20 protein-coding genes are annotated in these 19,168 nt (G+C 39.3%); 12 read left to right on the top strand and 8 right to left on the bottom strand.

The window, feature by feature from the left end:
* Positions 1-3: 3 nt before the first annotated feature.
* Together AC27FM_RS06855 and AC27FM_RS06850 are read right to left on the bottom strand one after the other, a co-directional pair.
* On the bottom strand, positions 4-486 hold the full coding sequence (locus AC27FM_RS06855; protein ID WP_487086996.1) for a GtrA family protein: 483 nt from the start codon (positions 484-486) through the stop codon (positions 4-6).
* Positions 487-488: 2 nt separating this feature from the next.
* Positions 489-944: a flavodoxin gene (locus tag AC27FM_RS06850; RefSeq protein ID WP_487086995.1), complete on the bottom strand. Its 456-nt coding sequence runs from the start codon at positions 942-944 to the stop codon at positions 489-491.
* A 124-nt stretch (positions 945-1,068) separates the two neighbouring features.
* Between AC27FM_RS06850 and map the strand changes: the two genes are divergently transcribed.
* From map to galU, 3 genes are read left to right on the top strand one after another with little or no spacing between them, the layout of a single operon-like run.
* The gene (gene map, locus AC27FM_RS06845; protein WP_487086994.1) at positions 1,069-1,866 is read left to right on the top strand and encodes a type I methionyl aminopeptidase; all 798 of its coding nucleotides are present in this window, start codon (positions 1,069-1,071) and stop codon (positions 1,864-1,866) included.
* Between the two features lie 11 nt (positions 1,867-1,877).
* Positions 1,878-2,843: a YihY/virulence factor BrkB family protein gene (locus AC27FM_RS06840; protein WP_487086993.1), complete on the top strand. Its 966-nt coding sequence runs from the start codon at positions 1,878-1,880 to the stop codon at positions 2,841-2,843.
* Between the two features lie 11 nt (positions 2,844-2,854).
* Entirely contained in the window at positions 2,855-3,766 is a 912-nt protein-coding gene (galU, locus tag AC27FM_RS06835; RefSeq protein WP_487086992.1) for a UTP--glucose-1-phosphate uridylyltransferase GalU, read from the top strand.
* On the opposite strand, the gene AC27FM_RS06830 is transcribed toward galU, so the two are convergent.
* Positions 3,767-4,051, bottom strand: a complete 285-nt coding sequence (locus tag AC27FM_RS06830) for a hypothetical protein (protein WP_487086991.1) — start codon at positions 4,049-4,051, stop codon at positions 3,767-3,769.
* Positions 4,052-4,144: 93 nt separating this feature from the next.
* Here AC27FM_RS06830 and AC27FM_RS06825 point away from each other — a divergent pair, with 93 nt between their 5' ends.
* From AC27FM_RS06825 to AC27FM_RS06815, 3 genes are read left to right on the top strand one after another with little or no spacing between them, the layout of a single operon-like run.
* Positions 4,145-5,299 (top strand): thiolase family protein, encoded by a 1,155-nt coding sequence (locus AC27FM_RS06825; protein ID WP_487086990.1) that lies wholly within the window; start codon positions 4,145-4,147, stop codon positions 5,297-5,299.
* Positions 5,296-6,537: a hydroxymethylglutaryl-CoA reductase, degradative gene (locus tag AC27FM_RS06820; protein WP_487086989.1), complete on the top strand. Its 1,242-nt coding sequence runs from the start codon at positions 5,296-5,298 to the stop codon at positions 6,535-6,537. Before AC27FM_RS06825 ends, AC27FM_RS06820 begins: the two co-directional genes overlap by 4 nt.
* A complete protein-coding gene (locus AC27FM_RS06815) occupies positions 6,537-7,691 on the top strand; it encodes a hydroxymethylglutaryl-CoA synthase (protein WP_487086988.1) in 1,155 nt (384 codons plus the stop codon). The genes AC27FM_RS06820 and AC27FM_RS06815 overlap by 1 nt, the downstream gene beginning before the upstream one ends.
* Before the next feature lie 660 nt (positions 7,692-8,351).
* Here AC27FM_RS06815 and AC27FM_RS06810 read toward each other — a convergent pair.
* From AC27FM_RS06810 to AC27FM_RS06800, 3 genes are all read right to left on the bottom strand, one after another.
* Positions 8,352-8,825: an RrF2 family transcriptional regulator gene (locus AC27FM_RS06810; protein WP_487086987.1), complete on the bottom strand. Its 474-nt coding sequence runs from the start codon at positions 8,823-8,825 to the stop codon at positions 8,352-8,354.
* An 8-nt stretch (positions 8,826-8,833) separates the two neighbouring features.
* Positions 8,834-9,400: an NAD-dependent epimerase/dehydratase family protein gene (locus tag AC27FM_RS06805; RefSeq protein ID WP_487086986.1), complete on the bottom strand. Its 567-nt coding sequence runs from the start codon at positions 9,398-9,400 to the stop codon at positions 8,834-8,836.
* 281 nt (positions 9,401-9,681) lie between these two features.
* A complete protein-coding gene (locus AC27FM_RS06800; RefSeq protein ID WP_487086985.1) occupies positions 9,682-11,868 on the bottom strand; it encodes a glycoside hydrolase family 65 protein in 2,187 nt (728 codons plus the stop codon).
* Between the two features lie 207 nt (positions 11,869-12,075).
* On the opposite strand from AC27FM_RS06800, the gene AC27FM_RS06795 reads away from it, so the two are divergent.
* Entirely contained in the window at positions 12,076-12,603 is a 528-nt protein-coding gene (locus AC27FM_RS06795; protein ID WP_487086984.1) for a dihydrofolate reductase family protein, read from the top strand.
* Between the two features lie 78 nt (positions 12,604-12,681).
* On the opposite strand, the gene AC27FM_RS06790 is transcribed toward AC27FM_RS06795, so the two are convergent.
* Both AC27FM_RS06790 and AC27FM_RS06785 read right to left on the bottom strand, forming a co-directional pair.
* Positions 12,682-13,494, bottom strand: coding sequence for an SLAP domain-containing protein (locus AC27FM_RS06790; RefSeq protein WP_487086983.1), 813 nt, complete (start codon positions 13,492-13,494; stop codon positions 12,682-12,684).
* A gap of 153 nt (positions 13,495-13,647) precedes the next feature.
* The gene (locus AC27FM_RS06785) at positions 13,648-14,121 is read right to left on the bottom strand and encodes a nucleoside 2-deoxyribosyltransferase (RefSeq protein ID WP_487086982.1); all 474 of its coding nucleotides are present in this window, start codon (positions 14,119-14,121) and stop codon (positions 13,648-13,650) included.
* Between the two features lie 195 nt (positions 14,122-14,316).
* Between AC27FM_RS06785 and AC27FM_RS06780 the strand changes: the two genes are divergently transcribed.
* The 5 genes from AC27FM_RS06780 (at position 14,317) to AC27FM_RS06760 (ending at position 19,150) form a co-directional block, all read left to right on the top strand.
* Positions 14,317-15,999 (top strand): FAD-dependent oxidoreductase, encoded by a 1,683-nt coding sequence (locus AC27FM_RS06780; protein ID WP_487086981.1) that lies wholly within the window; start codon positions 14,317-14,319, stop codon positions 15,997-15,999.
* Between the two features lie 122 nt (positions 16,000-16,121).
* Complete coding sequence (locus tag AC27FM_RS06775; protein WP_487086980.1) at positions 16,122-16,898, top strand: ABC transporter permease; 777 nt, start codon at positions 16,122-16,124, stop codon at positions 16,896-16,898.
* Positions 16,895-17,905 (top strand): taurine ABC transporter substrate-binding protein, encoded by a 1,011-nt coding sequence (locus tag AC27FM_RS06770; RefSeq protein ID WP_487086979.1) that lies wholly within the window; start codon positions 16,895-16,897, stop codon positions 17,903-17,905. The genes AC27FM_RS06775 and AC27FM_RS06770 overlap by 4 nt, the downstream gene beginning before the upstream one ends.
* On the top strand, positions 17,906-18,646 hold the full coding sequence (locus AC27FM_RS06765; RefSeq protein ID WP_487086978.1) for an ABC transporter ATP-binding protein: 741 nt from the start codon (positions 17,906-17,908) through the stop codon (positions 18,644-18,646). It begins immediately after the preceding gene.
* A 126-nt stretch (positions 18,647-18,772) separates the two neighbouring features.
* Positions 18,773-19,150, top strand: coding sequence for a cupredoxin domain-containing protein (locus AC27FM_RS06760; protein ID WP_487086977.1), 378 nt, complete (start codon positions 18,773-18,775; stop codon positions 19,148-19,150).
* Positions 19,151-19,168 lie beyond the last annotated feature (18 nt).

Raw genomic sequence — 19,168 nt, 5'->3', positions numbered from 1 at the left:
AGGTTAAATCCTCTTCGCTTCACTTTCTTTTTTTGAATCATTCTTTTGAGAAATCTTGAATTGTTTGATTTTCTCGATGATGTTTCGATTGTTGTAATTAAAGATCCATTTGGATGAGAAGTAGTTGAATAGTCCCACTACTAACTGGTCGATTGCCTTGATGAGGATGTTGTTGAGTGGGAAGATCAAGACGGCGACGATCATGAATACATCGTCGAACAGTAATGAGAACAGTCTTGATAAAATAAAATACAATCCCTCATTAAGGATTTTTTTGTAATTACCCATGGGGGTTTTGAAGACGAATCTCTTAGTTACGAAGAATGAGAATACATTCGAAACGAACCAAGCAATCGTATTAGCAAGCCACAAGGGAATGCCAAAATTATTGTGAGATAGGTCGAAAATAACGATGTTAATAATAGATGCGAGAAATCCAAATAGACAATACACTGCGAAGTCGCGGTGCTTTCTAATGAAATCCATGTTTAGTCATCCATTTCTTTAGCTTTTTCCACAATTGTTTCCGCAAATTTATCTAAGTCATCTATATCAGCTTGCTCTGGAGCTAGTTCTACGTATACGGGGTCAGCACCTTTGGTTGCGCCGGCTTCCTCAAAAACATCAGCGAATTCGTCAACCGCACGGCAGAAGTCCTCATAAAAATGATCGCCAGAACCACAGGAACCGTAGATTTTGCCAGTCAAATCAAGGTCTTTCATATCTTCATAAAAGTCTAATGCCTCTTCAGGCACAACTCCATCGTCATAGGTATAGCTTGCAATAACACAAATATCAGCGTCTTCAAAGTCTGAAGCATCTGTCTGTGAAACTTCACTCATATCAACGTCCATGCCCAATTCTTCGAATTTCTCCGTTAGGACGTATGCGATATCCTCATCGTTGCCAGTAATACTAGCAAAAACGATTTTTACTTTTGTCATATCAATGCCTCTCAATTTATATTCTTGAGACATTATAGCAAAAATAAACAACTATCTAAATGAAAATACTGGACAATGTTATAATAATAACGACTTTATTTTTTTTGAAGGGAAATGCAAAAAGTTGATTACATTAAAATCTGCACGTGAAATAGAAGGTATGAGAAAATCTGGTGAACTACTCGCTAATGTTCACATTGGATTAAGAGATATTATCAAACCGGGAATTTCTTCAATGGAAATTGAAAATTTCGCTGATAAATACATAACTGATCATGGTGGGAGACCATCAGAGAAAGGCTTTGAGGGTTACAAGTATGCAACTTGTGTCTGTGTGAATGACGAAGTTGCTCACGGTATCCCACGCAAAAACTTGATCTTAAAAGACGGTGATGTCCTCAAGGTCGATATGACTGTTAATTTGAATGGCTATGAGAGTGATTCTTGCTGGACATATGCTGTGGGTGATCTTTCAGATGAAGATCAACACTTGATGGACGTAACTCACAAAGCACTTTATTTGGGTATCGATCAAGCTGTGATCGGTAATCGCTTGGGTGACATTGGATATGCCATTCAACACTATGTTGAAGATGAGCAACACATGGGGGATGTCCGTGACCTTATCGGACATGGTATCCAGCCAACAATGCACGAGGCTCCTAATGTGCCTCACTATGGCGAACCCGGACAAGGCTTACGCTTACGTGAAGGGATGACTATCACTATCGAACCAATGGTCAACCTAGGTACTTGGGAGATCAAAGATAAGTTCGTTAAAGCCGATGGCTGGGAATATTTCGTTTCAGCCGATGGTTCTAATTCAGCTCAATATGAGCATACGATTGCTATTACAAAGGATGGTCCTAAGATTCTTACATCTCAAGACCCTGAATTTGACGCTAAATATCTATTGAAATAATGGTGATTTAAATGGACGAAAATAAAAATGAGCAGGTGCCCGTGTTTGCTCAAGATATTCCGCGACATAAAAAGTTCATTGAGTTTGTGAAATTTGTTGTGCAAGCCGTAAGTGATGCTAATATACCAATGGCTTCAAAAGCCATTACGTATTATCTGCTGCTCTCTTTATTTCCAGCCTTCATTATTGTAGGTAACTTGATACCATTATTACATTTAGATCGACCGACGGTAGTTGCGTTTGTGGAGTTCATTTTGCCGAAGAATTTACACTCTACTTTTATACCAGTGATAGAAAAGGTCATCACTAGTTCTAACACTGGCATCTTGTCGATAGGTATTGTTTTGGCGTTATGGGCCATTTCACGTGGATTGAATACAGCACAGTTATCGATGAACCAGGCTTATGGATTGGACATCAATAGTCTATTCGTCAACCAAACATTTCTGAACTATATTATTAGACGCATGCTGGCCTTCATCATGACGTTCTTCCTGATCGTTATTGCCGTAGTGGTAATTATCGTATTCACTTTTGGTCAGACCGTCTTGAATTGGCTGATCAGTTTGATCGAAGTAAAAGAGCTCCAGACAGCTCTAGATGAGTTTATGAGATGGAAATGGCCGCTGGCTATTGTTATAATGTTCTTGATCGTTTTTGCTTTATTTTATTTTTTACCTAATGTTCAATTAAAACTTCACTATGTCTTACTCGGTTCAATTATTTCTACCGCAGGCATATTGATCTTGTCGCAATTATTCTCTTACTATTTGAAGTATTTCGGATCAGCTTGGGATAATTATGGGACGATTGGAGCAATCATTATTTTTTTGCTTTGGATCAATATGTCAGTAACGATATTTCTGTTTGGAAATGCTGTTAATGTTGGTTTTGCGGAAGCAAGTAAAGGTCCATATTTGCGGAAGAATACTGGCCGGTTGAGTATGTATTTGAAGATGCATGAGAATAATAAATGAGGAGATAAGTAATGAAAGTAAGAAAAGCCATCATTCCAGCAGCAGGATTAGGAACAAGATTTTTACCAGCCACTAAGGCATTAGCTAAGGAAATGTTGCCAATTGTTGATAAACCAACAATTCAATTCATCGTTGAGGAAGCTAAAGCTTCAGGCATTGAAGACATTTTGATCATCACTGGTAAGAATAAGCGTTCCATCGAGGATCATTTCGATGCTGCTCCGGAATTGGAACAAAATTTGGAATCTAAGAATAAGACTGAGTTGTTGAAGATAGTTCAAGCAACCACTGACTTAGGTGTTAACTTGTATTACAGTCGCCAAGCTCATCCAAATGGCTTGGGTGATGCGGTTGCTCAAGCACAATCGTTTATTTCTGGAGAACCATTTGTTGTCATGCTCGGTGATGATTTGATGACAGATAAGGTTCCATTGACCAAGCAACTTATCAACGACTATGAGAAGACACATGCTTCAACTATCGCGGTCATGAAAGTTCCTGAAAAGGACGTTTCAAAATATGGCGTTATCGAACCAGATGGCGAGCAAGCTCCCGGTCTATATAACGTCAAGAATTTTGTTGAAAAACCAAGTATTGAAGAAGCACCAAGCAACCTTGCTATAATTGGACGTTACTTATTGACACCAGAGATATTTGATCTTTTGAAGACTCAAAAACCCGGTGCTGGTAACGAGATTCAATTAACCGATGCAATCGATCGCATGAATAAGATTCAACGAGTATTTGCTCATGAATTCAAAGGTGAGAGATTTGATGTTGGTAATAAGTTCGGTTATGTTAAGACAAATATTGATTACGGATTGACTCATCCAGAAGTTAAAGATGAATTGAAAAAGTATATCTTGGACTTAAGCAAAAAAATTGAAGCTGAAGATAGCAAAGGTAAAAAAACTACCAAATAATCAACCTAACAAAATACAATCATCAGCGACTCTGAATCCGAAGAGTTGGTGATGATTTTTTTTATCACCATAATAAAGAGGTAACTCATAATATTCTTTTTGATTCATCAACAAGATGAATTCCCAGTTTTTAATGCCTCGTAGTTTATCGGAAACTTTTAAATATACGCCATCGTCCTTGGCTTCTAAATCGACAACTGCAGTTTTTTGTTTGTCCACTTCGACAAAAACACGCTTGTCTCGGTTGAAGTCACTTAACAATAAGATTAAGTCAATGATTCTCATAAGATAAACACCACCGTTTTCATTGTTTTTATTTAGCAGATAAATTATTATTAAAGCTTAGAGTAATTCTACCAAATGAGAGGGTACAAATTTATGGATTCAATTGTAATTATAGATGCTAAGCGGACTGCTATCGGCAAGTTCCGTGGAGAATTTGCTGATGTATCAGCAGTTGAGCTCGGTACACAGTTAGTAAAAAAACTCCTTGAGAGAAATAAAATTGATCCTAAATCTGTCGATCAATTTATTTTTGGAAATGTCTATCAAGCTGGTGCAGGACAAAATCCCGCCAGACAGATTGCAATCAACGCTGGAGCCGCATTCGAATCGACCGCAATGACATTGAATCAAGTCTGTGGCTCAGGTATGAAGGCGGTGCATGAAGCAGCGAATGCCTTGTTATTGGGAGATGCTGATATCATCGTTGCTGGCGGTGTAGAAAGCATGTCTAATGCTCCCTTTTACGCCAAACGTGTTGGTAAATTGGAAGCCAGTGACAAAAAGGGTGATACGTTATTCCGTGATGGATTGTGGGATGCATTCAACAACGAACACATGGGAATAACTGCCGAAAATGTCGCTCAAAAATATGCAGTTACCAGACAGCAGCAGGATCAATTCGCCTTCATGTCGCAACAGAAAGCTGCTAGTTCAGTGGACAAGTTGAAGGATGAAATCATTCCTATTGAAGTTAATGGTGAAACGATCACTCAAGATGAGTCTATTCGAGCTAATACCACCCTCGAAAAAATCGCTACTTTGAAGCCAGCCTTTGAAGAAGGGGGCACAGTAACTGCCGGTAATTCCTCACCGCTTAATGATGGCGCCGCTGCCTTGATCATGATGACGAAGACTAAGGCAGCAGAACTAGGATTGAACTATCTGGCTGAAATCACAGGTTATACAGAGGTAGGTATCAACCCTAATTTTATGGGATACGCACCATATTATGCAATAAAGAAATACATCCAAAAGTACAAAACTAATTTAGATGATGTCGACCTATTTGAAATCAACGAAGCTTTTGCTTCACAGGCAGTCGCAGTCGCTAGAGATTTGGATTTGCCGAATGAAAAACTGAACATCCACGGTGGTGCCATTGCAATCGGTCATCCGCTTGGAGCCACTGGTGCCAAATTGATCGTCTCACTCATCAATGCGTTACGAAGCACTGATAAAAATACCGGAATCGCTTCGATTTGTATCGGTGGTGGTATGGGTATGGCGTTGGGAATTAAATTATCATGAAATTATATGAATTAACTGATCAAGAACGTATTAATTATTTGTTGGAGAATCAGATTATCGACAGCAAACAGGCTGAGTTGTTGTATTCAAGAAAACCATTGTCACAAGATCTGTCTGACAGCTTGAGTGAGAATCAAATCGGCATATTCGGACTACCGTACGGCTTTGCGACTGACTTCAGAGTAGATGGCAAAGATTATCTCGTTCCGATGTCGATCGAGGAGCCGTCAGTTATTGCTGCAGCTTCTAATGCCGCCAAGCGAATATTTCAGAGCGGTGGATTTACGACTTCGGTCAGTGAACACATTGTATATGGACAGATCGTTCTAGAATCTATCCATGCTGATACTTTGCAAGTGTTGGAGCAACACAAGACCGCCATAATTGATTTTGCCAATGCAGCTCATCCTAGTTTGATCAAACGTGGTGGTGGGGTTGGTTCACTTAACTTTCAGGTTCATGGTGACATGTTGGAGTTAGAAATAGGTGTAGATACAGTTGATGCGATGGGTGCTAATATCGTCAATTCGATTTTAGAAAAAACGTCCAAAAAAGTTTCAGAAGTAACAAATTGTGATGTACTGTGTAGCATATTGTCGAATAGTGGTACAGGTCAATTAGTCGAGGTCCAAGCTGATGTTAGTTTTGCCAATTTGGCTACTAAAACGATGTCTGGTGAAGAAGTTGCTCAGAGGATAGTCTTACTGACCGAGTTTGCTAAAAAGTCCGTTAAACGGGCAATAACGCACAATAAAGGTATCATGAACGGTGTTGACGCCGTTGTCTTAGCGACCGGTAATGATTTTCGTGCGCAAGAATCAGCAACACACCAATTTGCTAGTGATTCAGGATCTTACCAGCCGCTCAGCGATTGGTACATAGTGGACGGTCATCTGCACGGTAGTTTGATCATGCCGATAGAGATCGGTAGTGTCGGTGGTGCGATCAGTTCCATGCCTATGGCACAATTGAGTCTTGCCATCATGGGAATAGCTAACAGCAAGGAATTACGTGCTGTGATCGGTTCGGTTGGACTGGCAAACAGTCTAGCCGCACTGAGAGCTTTAGTAACGACCGGGATTCAAGCAGGTCACATGAGCCTGCAGAGCAAGTCTCTGGCAGTTTCTGCTGGAGCGACCGAAGCGGAGATTGGGCTCGTGGCATCACAATTGAATAAAGAAAAAAATTACTCATTGGATAATGCAAAAAAAGTTCTAAAGGAATTGAGGAATAAGTAATGGACATTGGTATTGATAGTCTAGGATTTTATACACCAAAAAAATATATCGATATAGTTGAGTTGGCAAATGCTAGGGATGTTGATCCTGATAAATTCACAATTGGTATTGGTCAATCGAAACAAGCTGTTCCTGATGTTTATCAAGATGCGGTTACGATGGCAGCTGAGGCAGCTGATCGAGTATTGACAGATGACAATTCAGATATTGGTCTAGTGATCGTTGGTAGTGAGAGTAGCGTCGATGAATCAAAGTCCATCTCAGCCTTTTTGATGGATTTGTTAGATTTACCAGAAGACGTGCGTGCCTTTGAAATCAAAGATGCATGTTATGGTGCGACCGCTGGTTTACAGATGGCCTATAATTTTGTAGCAATGAACCCTGATAAGAAAGCGCTAGTGATCGCCAGTGATATTGCTAGATATGGAATCAAAACACCGGGTGAAGTAACTCAAGGTGCCGGTGCAGTGGCGATGATAGTTAGTCAGAATCCGCATATTTTAAAATTAGAAAATCAATCGGTATATATGACCCGCAATGTCGGCGATTTTTGGAGACCGACATTTTCTAAAACTGCCTTTGCTCGTGGTAAATTCTCAAATGAAATTTACGTCGAGTTCTTTACGACACTTTGGGAAAGATTTCAGAAGAAGTATAGCTTCTCGGCATCTGACTTTGATACGATGCTATTCCATATTCCATATACGAAGATGGGCATGAAAGCATTGCGAACACTTGAAGGTACGATGGAGAAAGACAAGTATGCCGAATTAGTTGAACACTATCAAAAGAGTATTGCGTTCAGTCGCAATGTCGGCAATTTGTATACTGGATCGCTGTATCTCGGATTGATATCTTATTTGATCAATGGTGATGTAAAAGCGAATGAGAAACTGTTGCTTTTTAGCTACGGTTCAGGTGCGATCGGTGAGATTTACAGTGCTGAAATCGTTCCCGGATATGCTGAATATTTAGACAGCGAATTCATTAAAAAAGAGTTAGAAAGTCGCCAAAAAATCAGTATTTCTGACTACGAAAGCATCTTCGAAAAAGAGGCCTTAAATGGCTATGTCATGCCACTTTCAGACGTATATGATAACTATTATTTGAGTGAGATAAAAGAAAATGAAAGAATTTATAAAAAGTCTAATTAAAATTGTTGCAAACGCTTCCGAGTGATGTTATATTTAAGACGTGGTAAAGATGAAATGCCTGGAACTGTAGCCCTAAAAAATTTGATGCTAATTTAAAAGTTTTAACTGTTTCCGTTAGGAGCTGGTAGGATTTAATAAAGAGCAAAGAAAACTTAGAGTAGTACGGTTCAACGGCATTTTGGGACTAGCAACAAAAGTTAACATAAAATCGACTTAAAATATAGTAGTCGCGCAAGCTCAATACATGGTTTGCTAGGATCCTTAGTTGAACAACAAGTGTTAGTAGTAAGATTTGTTTTTACAGTAGCAAGATTCAGATTCAGATTTATAAGTAAAATGATAAATAAGAAGTTGATGAAACTACAGTGGATTTCATCTTACCACTTCAAAAAGAATTGGCCTCGTCAGTTGGACGAGGTCTTTTTTTATACAAAAAAATATAATTGTAGTAATTAATAAAAAAAGCGATCTCCTTTGCTTCGAAAAAACGCTTCGGAGTAAGGGAGATCGCTTTTCGTTCTGATATCGTTTGCGTTAATTACGCAAAATTTATCATCTTAGTAAAACGTTTGCATGAATTTTACCATTGCAGGTAAATTTGCTTGATAAACTATTTTATGACAAGCGAGGAATTGACAAAAATCTGTGCACAGATGTTATTTAATGATGCGGTTTTCGCTTGCTCCAATCAACAACCACACCTAAATTGCGATTTTCAGGGATCAACTGATCCAAATGGACTTGTTTTAAATTATCATCAAATCCGTTGATGGCCTGATTCAAACTAGTCGTCACGAACTCTTTGCTACGTTGAATGTGGTTGGGATCATCAAAGATTTTATCAGCTAGGTTGGAGATCTGATAGTTTATGGGTTGTTTACCTTCTACGGCATACATGACATCCGCTAAGTTGATCGAACCGATGTCCTTTTTCAAATGAAATCCGCCATCTTTACTAGCATATGATTCGATCATTTGAGCTACGACTAACTTTCTAAGCAATTTTTTTAGTGATGAATCTGACACTTCTAATAGCTCACTCAAGACACTGCTCTTGATAGACTCTTGGTCTTTTTGCGTTGCTAAAATTATTAACACGTAAATTGCTTCTTCGAATTGTTTAGATATTTTCAATACCACACCTACTTTTCTGTTAATTGATCTACCATCTCACTGGCGACTTCGGTTACTAAACTGGGTCTTAATTTTTTTGAGAATACACCTAATAATTTTAAGATTGGAACCATTTTAGTGATGGAGTCTGAGCGACCGTTACCATAGACTACGCTTGGTTCAACTAATGCCAATCTACGACCACTTGCGCGTAATTTTTGAATCAAGGCCGACTTTAATTGTGTAAATGACTTTGGTCCTAGTTTACCACCGATATAACCTAGTTGACTTACGTTTAAACGGTTTGCTAGCTCCAGCATGAAATCGACTGGTAGTTCATTGAGTTGCTTTAACTTGCCCAGGTCCTTGTCCGGTGCACCGATAAAGTCGACAATCGTATCCACTTTTTCAGGTAGTTGTGGCAATATTTCGTTCACACTACTTAAATCGGTTTGAATCAGATGTACTCGTTCATTGATGATCTTTAATTTTTGTCCTCTAGAAGTGACGTATATTTCTGCATCCGTGCGTTTTAAAAGTTCTTCAGTTACGGCAGTGCCAATATATCCATTGCCACCTAATAAGATTATATTCATTTTTTCTCCTTATTTATCCTTGAAATAATTTAGTTGCGTAGATATTTATTATCTATGGAAATAATATATCTACGGATAGTGAATGTCAATAAAAATAAAAAGGCCAACGAAAATTTACACATAAATATTAGTAATTAATTTTGTGATGAAATTACAAAAAAATAGACATGGGATTATCCACATCTATCTGACTGATTGATAATAATAGGTTAACTAGTTTGTTAAAATTAAATATTCGATTAACTAATAGAAATATATCCTTACTTTAGTACCAAAACAAATCACACCTCAATATCCAAACACTCCGAGTTCAAAATAACATCCTGTCCACATAAATTGATCCTAGCAGGATTATCATTCAAAAGTGTAACTTTGGAAGTTTCATGATCAAGAGTTATCTCCAACAAGCTACCCTTATACACGATACGATAACTGAAACTCTTGATCTGTTCTGGCACATGATTGGCAAATGAAATATGATCATCATACAATTTCATCCCTGAGAATCCTGAAGCAATTGACAACCAAGAACCGGCTAGATTAGCCATATGCAAGCCATCGTCTGTATTATTATGAATGTTCAACAAGTCAGTAAAGGCTGACTCCTGAAATGCCTCAAAAGCCACACTTGGCTTGCCCATTCGAGCGGCAATGATTCCAAAGATTGACTTAGATAATGAAGAATCGTGCGTAGTGACGGCATTATAGTAATTGTACTCACGGTTTAATTGGTCACTGGAAATTTCATCGGGGAATAGATATTCTGCCAAGATGGTATCGGCTTGCTTGGCGACTTGATAGCGATAAATGGTCAAGGGATGGTAATGTAGCAATAGTGGATAATTATCCTTAGGAACTTCGTCGAATGGCCAGAGTGGTTTACTCAAGAAGCTATCATCTTGAGCGTTGATCTGCTTGTCAGCATCATAAGGGAGACAGACGGCCTGAGAAATTTTATTCAAATTAATTATTTCGTCTATATTAGTACCGTAATCTGAGATTTGAATATTATGTTTCTTAACTAACATATCGGCGTATTTTTTAACTAGCGATAAATTGTGTTTTGCCATTCGATTGGTGTAATAGTTGTTATTGACCAAAGCGGTATATTCATCTGGACCGGTTACTGACCAGAACTCGAACTTGTCTTGGTTCCAATTACCAAAAGCGGCCCAGAATCTTGCAGTCTCAAGTATGATCTTGAAGCCGTATTTTTCAATGAAATCGAAGTCGCCACTGGACTTCCAGTACAAATCAACCGCGTAGGCGATGTCCGCATCAATATGATATTGAGCTGTACCGGCTGGGAAAAACGCCGAGGCTTCTTCACCATTGATGGTTCTCCAAGCGAATAAGGCACCGCTCGCTACGCCTAATTCCGCGGCACGCTTCTTAGCCTGTGGCAAGGTACTGTAACGATACTTAAGGATACGGCGGGCAATCTTTGGTGAAGTGTATGAAAAATACGGTAGGGCGTAAGTCTCGGTATCCCAGAAGTAGTGTCCTTCGTAACCAGTACCGCTCAATCCCTTGGCGGCTAGACTAGTTTTACCATCTTTACCGGCGGACTGGTTCAATTGAAAAATATTATATAGGATAGCCGTATTCAGCTGCTCGGCTCCTTTTATAGTGACTTCTGAGTTTTGCCAGACATTACTCCAAAACTCTTGTGCATCAGCGTTTATTTCTGCGATTGAATGTTCAGGTAAGGGTTCCACATCGCCAGTTTTGGAAATATTGCCGATTCCGACAACATATGAAAGGGTCGGTTCTTGATTCAAATCAAGACTCATGTTGATCAATTGGTCGTGTGGATCAGCAGTCCTGATAGTGAATGGAACGGTCAAACTAGATTGTTTAGTTGTTAAGATACAGCTGTACGAATTCATCGCCTTGCGTTCTCCGTAGATTGACAGTGGATAGGAAACGTTGGATTTACGAGGGTCATCAGAATTGATCACTTTGGCAGTGGTATCGAATAAAACTGATTTACTGACCGATAATTTCCCGTGATAAGTGATAGGGCTGAAGCGATAAGAGATAGTATACCAATTTCGATTGTGCTGACTGATGCATGAAGTTATCTCCATCTTGATCTCATCATTGGCTAAATTGAACAGATGATAATCTTCAGTCAATGTACCCGTTCTCATATCTAATTTCATTGATATTAACTCGGATTTATTGAAATCGATACCGGTATCGTTACTGATTTTTATGTGACGTAAATTAGTCACATTAATAATAGTCTGATTGAATTTGGCATATCCATAGGCAGATTCACCGTAGTGAATTGGAGATGTCTCATAGAAGCCGTTGACCAGAGTGTCGAAATTTTCGGCATCGGTGATCGGATTGCTGGCACGGACACCGAAGTGACCATTGGCAATTGAAAAAATTGTTTCTAAGAATGAAGCATCTTTATCTTGAAGATCATCCAGCGTCAGAACAAATTTGTTAGAATTCATAAATTTCCCTCCCAATAGCAGAGCTATGTTCATCCATAATTATAAAGGGAATTATATTAAATACAACAGATTTGTTTAAACATCTTTAAAAACATTTTTTTACATTGTACCTAATACTAATCTAAAAGGCGTAGAAACACCCTTCCGGATGCTTCTACGCCTCTATTAGTTAACAAATGTTATACTGACCAAAACGGAGGAAAAACGATGAAACAACCAGTGTATTTCTACGGAGCAATCAGTCTAGATGGCTATTTAGCCACTGATAATGATCAACTGGATTGGTTGCTAGCTTCCAACTTAGAGGATAAAGAAACGTTCTCACAGTTCGAACCACTCTTTGACACCTTGATCATGGGTCGCACTACTTATCAATGGACCAGTAAAGAATTGGGTGACGAACCAATGTATCCCGGCAAGACTAAGTACGTCTTGACCCACCATCCACAAATACCGGCACCAGCTGAGACTTATTTTGTGGCTGAACCGGTAGCTGAATTAGTGGATCGTCTACAAAAAGATTCGGGTAGCGGTATTTGGATAGTTGGTGGTGGTCAGATCGTCGCAGAACTATTAGAGGCAGATCTGATCTCAGAATTTTGGATACAGATTGTACCAGTGTTACTAGGTAGTGGTAAGCGTCTGTTTCCGACTGGCGACTACGCACAGCGACTAACGGTGGTCGATCGCACCCAAATCGGTGAACTGACTGAACTGCACTTGCGTAAAAAATAATAGTCTACCATCAACGTCAGGTGAGGATACAAAAAAAGCCAAGTTTCATCTTAATTGATGAAATTTGGCTTTTTGATATTATCCTAAAACTTCAACTGTAACGTTTTGACGTCCGAATTGTAATGCTTGTGAGTTAGGCATTGCGATATCTAATTGGTTGGGATTGCTATAAGCAAACAAACCAGTATCGTTGACAACACGATCATAAACTGTACCGTTACCGTCTGTGATTCTCAAATGAGTTCCCTTAGGGAATTTTGATAGGTTAGCGGCAACACCACTGTAACCCATGCTTGAACCTAATACAGCTGGATCATAAGCTGTTGCGTTCATTGTAAGTGTTTGTTTAACGTTATCGTCTGACATGAATTGACCATTAACCCATTGGTTTTGGCCGACATTGTACCAAACTTGACCATTGGCATCAGTTGCTGATTCGTAAACTGTATAACCGTAACCACCAGTAACAGTGTTACCTGTGAAGTAGCCGTTGTTAGCTGAGCTATATAGATTTACTTGACCGTTAGCTTTAACGTACATGATTTTATTCAATTGTGTATTTGCTTGAGTAGATGCAGCTTGTGATGATGTATCTGAAGCCTTTACCCATTGGTTTTTACCAACAGCGTAGAACAATTCACCATTCACAGAAGCGGCTTTACTGTAAGCCCAAGCAGAATTATTGGTAAGGCTGGCACCAGTAGCAGTAATTCCGTTGTCTGTATTAGGTGTTCCGTAGATGCGAGCGCCAGATTCATTACTGATGTAAAGAACACCTGACGTAGCTTGAGTAGTAACCGTAGCAGCTTGCACAGTTGATGTTGAACCTAATGTTACTAGTGCAAGTGAAGCAACAGTTAATATAGAAGCAGCGAAACTTTTGATTTTCATAAAAGATATATCCCCTTAGATAATAAAAACGTATTTGTTAATTTTTCTAACCGAGAAACATCATATAACGGATAAGACAAAAAAAGTTGGATATAACCTAAACGTAAATTAGGTATAATCCAACTGTAAAGCTTATGTAACACTATTGAAATATTAGAGGTACTTTTTAACTTCAACCAAGAGTTGATCGACCGTATTGATAACAACGCCATTCATCTTGATCAAGCCGATCGTATAGTTATTGATGTAACTGAATGGATTTTCACCAATAGTCTTAACGGCTTCTAGTTTTGCTGGATTATTGAAGCCATGTTGGCGTAGATCTGTCCAGAGACCGACAACGGGAATTTCTTTACCGTATGCCAAACCGATCTCAGTCGCAACACCGTCATCCATTGTGTCACCATCCAAGACGGCAACAACTATGTCAGACGAAAGAAGTTCTTTGTTGTCCTCTTGTGCAATTTTGATTGAATCAGCGTAATTCATCTTATCGTTGATATCACCATTTTCTTGAGGTAAATATACTTCGATATCATCGGACATATCACGAATTTTCTTTACAACCATGTCATTGTATAAGCGATCTGCTTCAGAAAATAATCCGTTCGCAAAATAAATCTTCATTTAAAAATCCCTCTTTCGTTTATTAGTAGTTTCATATTATCATTTTTTGACTAGAGATAGGAGACTAATTACTTTCAATGCAAGTTAGTCAAGCGATTACAGCAATAATGCAATATATTAAACAAATTTGCGTCATACTATGTACTAAATCGGTAATGTAAGCGTATTATTAGAGCTAAGGAGGGTGAAAGAATAATGAGTAGAAAAGTAATAGTAGTAGGTGGAGTTGCCGGCGGTGCTTCAGTTGCTGCCAGAGTTAGAAGACTAGATGAGGACGCTGAAGTTACGGTCTATGAAAAAGGACCAAACGTTGCATTTTCAAACTGTGCTTTGCCATATCATTTGAGTGGCGATGTACCTGATGCCGATAGTATTGTCTTGAGAACACCTGAGGAATTCAAGAGCCAATACAATCTTGACGTTAAGGTTAACAGTGAAGTGGTCGATGTTGACTATAAGGCTAAGACGGCTACCATCAAGGACACGAACAGTGGTGAAACTAGAACTGAAAGCTATGATCAGCTAGTTCTCTCACCAGGAGCTGATCCTATCTTGCCTGAATCAATCAAAGGTATTCACAATAAGAACGTCTTTACAGTTCGTAATGTTGTGGATATCAAAGCTTTGTCAGCTTACATTGAGGACAATGACGCCGAGAATTTGACTGTTATCGGCGGTGGCTTCGTTGGTCTTGAAGTAATGGAAAACTTGAAAAAGGCTGGCAAGAACGTATCGCTTGTTGAAGCTGCAGGACATGTTATGGCTCCATTGGATGACGACATGGCTCAGATTCTCCAAAAAGAAATCATCGATAACGATGTTAACTTGATCGTTAATGATGGAGTAACAGAAATCTCAGATGAAAATGTTACTTTGCAATCTGGAAAAACTATTCCAACTGATGCAGTTGTTGTAGCTATTGGTGTTAAACCACATACAGACTTGGCTGAAAAGATCGGTGTTAAATTGGGTAGCACTGGTTCGATCGCAGTCGATCAAGGATATCAAACTAACCTACCTGATATCTATGCTGTTGGTGATGCCATTGAAGTAACAAATATGATCACCAGAAAGAAACAACGTCTCGCACTAGCATTTCCAGCTCAAATGGAAGCTCGTGGCGTGATCGATCATATCTATGGAAGACCAATCATGCAACGTGGAGTTATCGGCTCACAAGTGATCAGATTATTTAAGATGAACGCTGCTTCAACTGGATTGAATGAGAAGCAATGTATCGACAATAATATTGATTACGAAGTTGCTATGGTCATCCCACAAGATAAAGTTGGCTTGATGCCAGGTGCTAAACCACTATTCTTCAAGTTGATTTTTGGCAAATCAACTGGTGAAATCTTGGGTGCTCAAGCCATAGGTGAGAGTGGAGTGGACAAGCAAGTGGATATTATCGCAACGATGATCACCATGCATGGACACGTTGAAGACTTACAAAATCTTGAATTATGTTACCAACCATTGTTCAGTACAGCTAAGAATGCTGTTAATATGGCAGGCTTGGTTGCTACAAATGTTCTTAATGGTGAGTTCAAACAAGTTCCTATGTCAGATGTCCGTGGTTTAGTTGAAAAAGGTGCTAAGATCATTGATGTTCGTGAACCCGGCGAATACAAAGCAGGTCGTATCAAAGGTACTGTCAATATTCCATTGAGTCAATTCAGAGACAGATTGGATGAAATTCCACATGATGTTCCTGTTTATATCCACTGCAGAACTAGTCAACGTGGTTACAATGTAACTCGTGCACTAGGTAACTTAGGATATACGAATATTTATAATATTATGGGATCATACCTAGGAATAGCTGCATACGAATATTACCGTGACCAAACAGAGGACAGAGATTCAATTATGGAGTAATATTTTGATTACTTTAGTGTTTAAATAGTAACAGGGGCTGTGATGATGTCTGTCTCAGCCCTGTTTTTATTGCTATTTATTAACGAACTATCAGATTTAGACTTATTTTTTTGGGGGGAAATATGAAAACCAAGAAGAAACCCTATTGGGCGATCACCGTTGCCACATGGCTGATATTACTAGTCGTTTGGCAACTAGTTACAACATTTAAAATTACACCTGAAATATTATTACCTAGTCCTGAACGGGTCATCTCTACATTTATCGGCTTGTGCAAGTATGGATACAATGGGATTCCCTTGTGGTATCACTTCGCCATTACTATGATGAGACTATTCAGTGCCGTCATTTTGGCGATCATCACTGCTATTCCATTGGGACTGATCAGTGGACGGATCAGAGTTATTTATTCGATCTTTGATTCTATAATTCAATTTATTAGACCGATTCCACCATTGGCTTATTACACGATTCTGATCCTTTGGGTTGGTATCGGCGAGACTTCTAAGGTAGTGCTTTTGTACTTAGCAGCCTTTGCGCCCATTTACTTGGCATGTATCTCTGGCGTTCGCAAGGTCAATGATGATTACATCAAGAGTGCCGAATCTCTTGGAGCAACTCAAACTCAAGTTTTCTTCCATGTTATTTTTCCTTCGGCCTTACCGGATATATTCACGGGACTTAGAACTGCGATCGGGATGGCTTATACGACAGTTGTTGCGGCTGAAATGGTTGCGGCCACATACGGTGTCGGTTGGATGATCATCAACGCTTCTAAATATCTAAAGAGTGACGTCATGTTCGTTGGTATTATCATCTTGGGAATAACTGGCGTTATCTTAGATCAATTATTGAAGCTGATCGAAAGAAAGATCGTCTTTTGGAGTGGTAAATCATGAAAAAGACAATCAAACTTTTGGCGGTCTTATTCAGTGCTCTGTTGATCCTGTCAGGGTGTTCAAAGCAAAAGGACGACCCAAAAAAAGTTAGTGAAGTTAGGATTGGTATTTTACAAGTACCAAATGACGTCGCCGCAGCTCGGCAACGAGATTACGTGAAAAATTATTTTGATAAACAACATATCGAAACTAAATATATTATTTTCGATTCCGGAGTTGATGCCAACAAGGCACTGATCTCTGGTGATATTGATTTTGCGACGATGGGTGATACCAATGCTGTTGTAGCCATGTCGTCGAAGATCGATGCCAAATTGATCTGGGCAAATGACGTTTTAGGCAACAACGAAGGATTGGTAGTCCGCAATGGTAGCGGGATTAAGGATTTTCAAGATTTGGCAGGTCAGCGGATCGCGACACCTTTTGCCTCGACTTCTCATTACAGTTTGATGATGACGCTGAAGAAACACCATCTGCTGAATAAGGTCTCACTATTAGATATGGATACTCAAGACATCGTGGCGGCGTGGAATCGTGGCGATATTTCTGCCGCCTATACTTGGCAACCGACACTGACTCCGATGTTGAAGAATGGTCATTTCTTGATCACTAGTGAGGATCTACGTAATCAAAATCGAATCACGGCTAATGTGACATTGGTGCGGGGCGGCTTTGAACGTAGCCACCCAGAATTAGTCGCAGGTCTGTTGAAGCAATTGAATCGCACTCATCAAGAGATTCAGAGTGATCCAAAGGCAATCATCACTGCTGCCGCTAAGCAAAATGACTTGGGATACAATGAAGCTAAGTCCCAAATCGGAACTTCCAAGTGGCTGACGGCTAAACAAATGAAAAATCAAAAGTTTTTGTCGAAGACTTTTCAGGAGCAACTGTATATTACAGGTAAGTTCATGGCGCAACAACAGACGATCGATCATGCACCTAGCAAAAAGGAAATCAGTAAATTCGTTGCAGACAAATATGTGACGGAATTGGGGGATAAATAAGTGGAAAAAATTATCGAAGTAAAGGATTTGATGCTTACTTATCCAGAGGCAGATAAGCCAACGATAGATTCGCTATCGCTTGATATCAATCGCGGAGAGATCATCACTGTGATTGGAAAATCAGGTTGTGGCAAGAGTACTTTACTCAACACGATCGCAGGCTATCTACCTCCAACATCAGGTGAAGTGTTATTAAATGGCGAATTGGTAACTGGTCCTGATTGGAAAATCGGAGTAGTCTTCCAAGACAACGCCCTCTATCCGTGGCTCAATGTGGCTGATAATATTGGCTTTGGTTTGAAGATGAGACACATCGACAAGGCAGAGATCGAGAAGCGAGTTGATACGTTACTCGAACAAGTTCAATTGGCTGACAAGAGGGATGATTATGTCTTCTCATTGTCAGGTGGAATGCGGCAACGTGTCGCTATTGCGCGAGCCTTGGCAAATCAACCACAGTTAGTAATGTTTGATGAATCATTTGGTGCCTTAGACGAATTTACTCGCAATGATATCCACCAAGTTATTTTGGATCTGTGGAAATCGTTGCATCTAACATTTTTTATCATCACACATGATATTGATGAGGCCATCAAGTTAGGTAATCGAATCGCGATCATGACGCCTGACAAAGGAGTGCCGATCAAGATAACCAAGAATCCATATTTTAATATTGCTTCTAACGATATGGATGCTGAATACATGAAGTATAAGAACGATATTTTGAATCAAATAGTGTAGTCAAAACTTAGTCATATCCCTAATAGGATGTGGCTTTATTTTTTTGTAAAATATTTGTGTTGACAAATGTAGACACTAGGAATAAAATGAATTTAACGATTACAGATGTAAACAAGAAATGGGGGAATGATTTTGACAAAGATTGCAGTAGTGATAGTTGGCTTCGTTATTATAGGCTTCATCGTATGGTGGTTCTTCGGTAAGCATGAAGTTGCTGAAGTGGAAGCGGATATGGCGAACGACTCACAGAGTATCGACGTAGAGGTTAACGGTGGTTATTCACCGGAAACAGTAGTATTGAAGCAAGGTGTCCCAGCTATTCTAAATTTCACTAGAAAAGATAAGTCTAGCTGTTTGGACCGAGTAGTATTTTCAGATTTTGGTATCAATCAAGCTTTACCAATTAATGAAGAACAACGAATCGAAATCGACACTAGCAAGGCTGGGGAATATCAGTGGGCTTGCGGTATGGATATGTTCCATGGAAAAGTAATTATCAAGTAAATAATCGGAGGATGTTAT

This window comes from Companilactobacillus sp. y65-5, assembly GCF_057541095.1.
The sequence above is the reverse complement of the archived record's forward strand: the minus strand, read 5'-3'. Positions and strand labels throughout refer to the sequence as shown.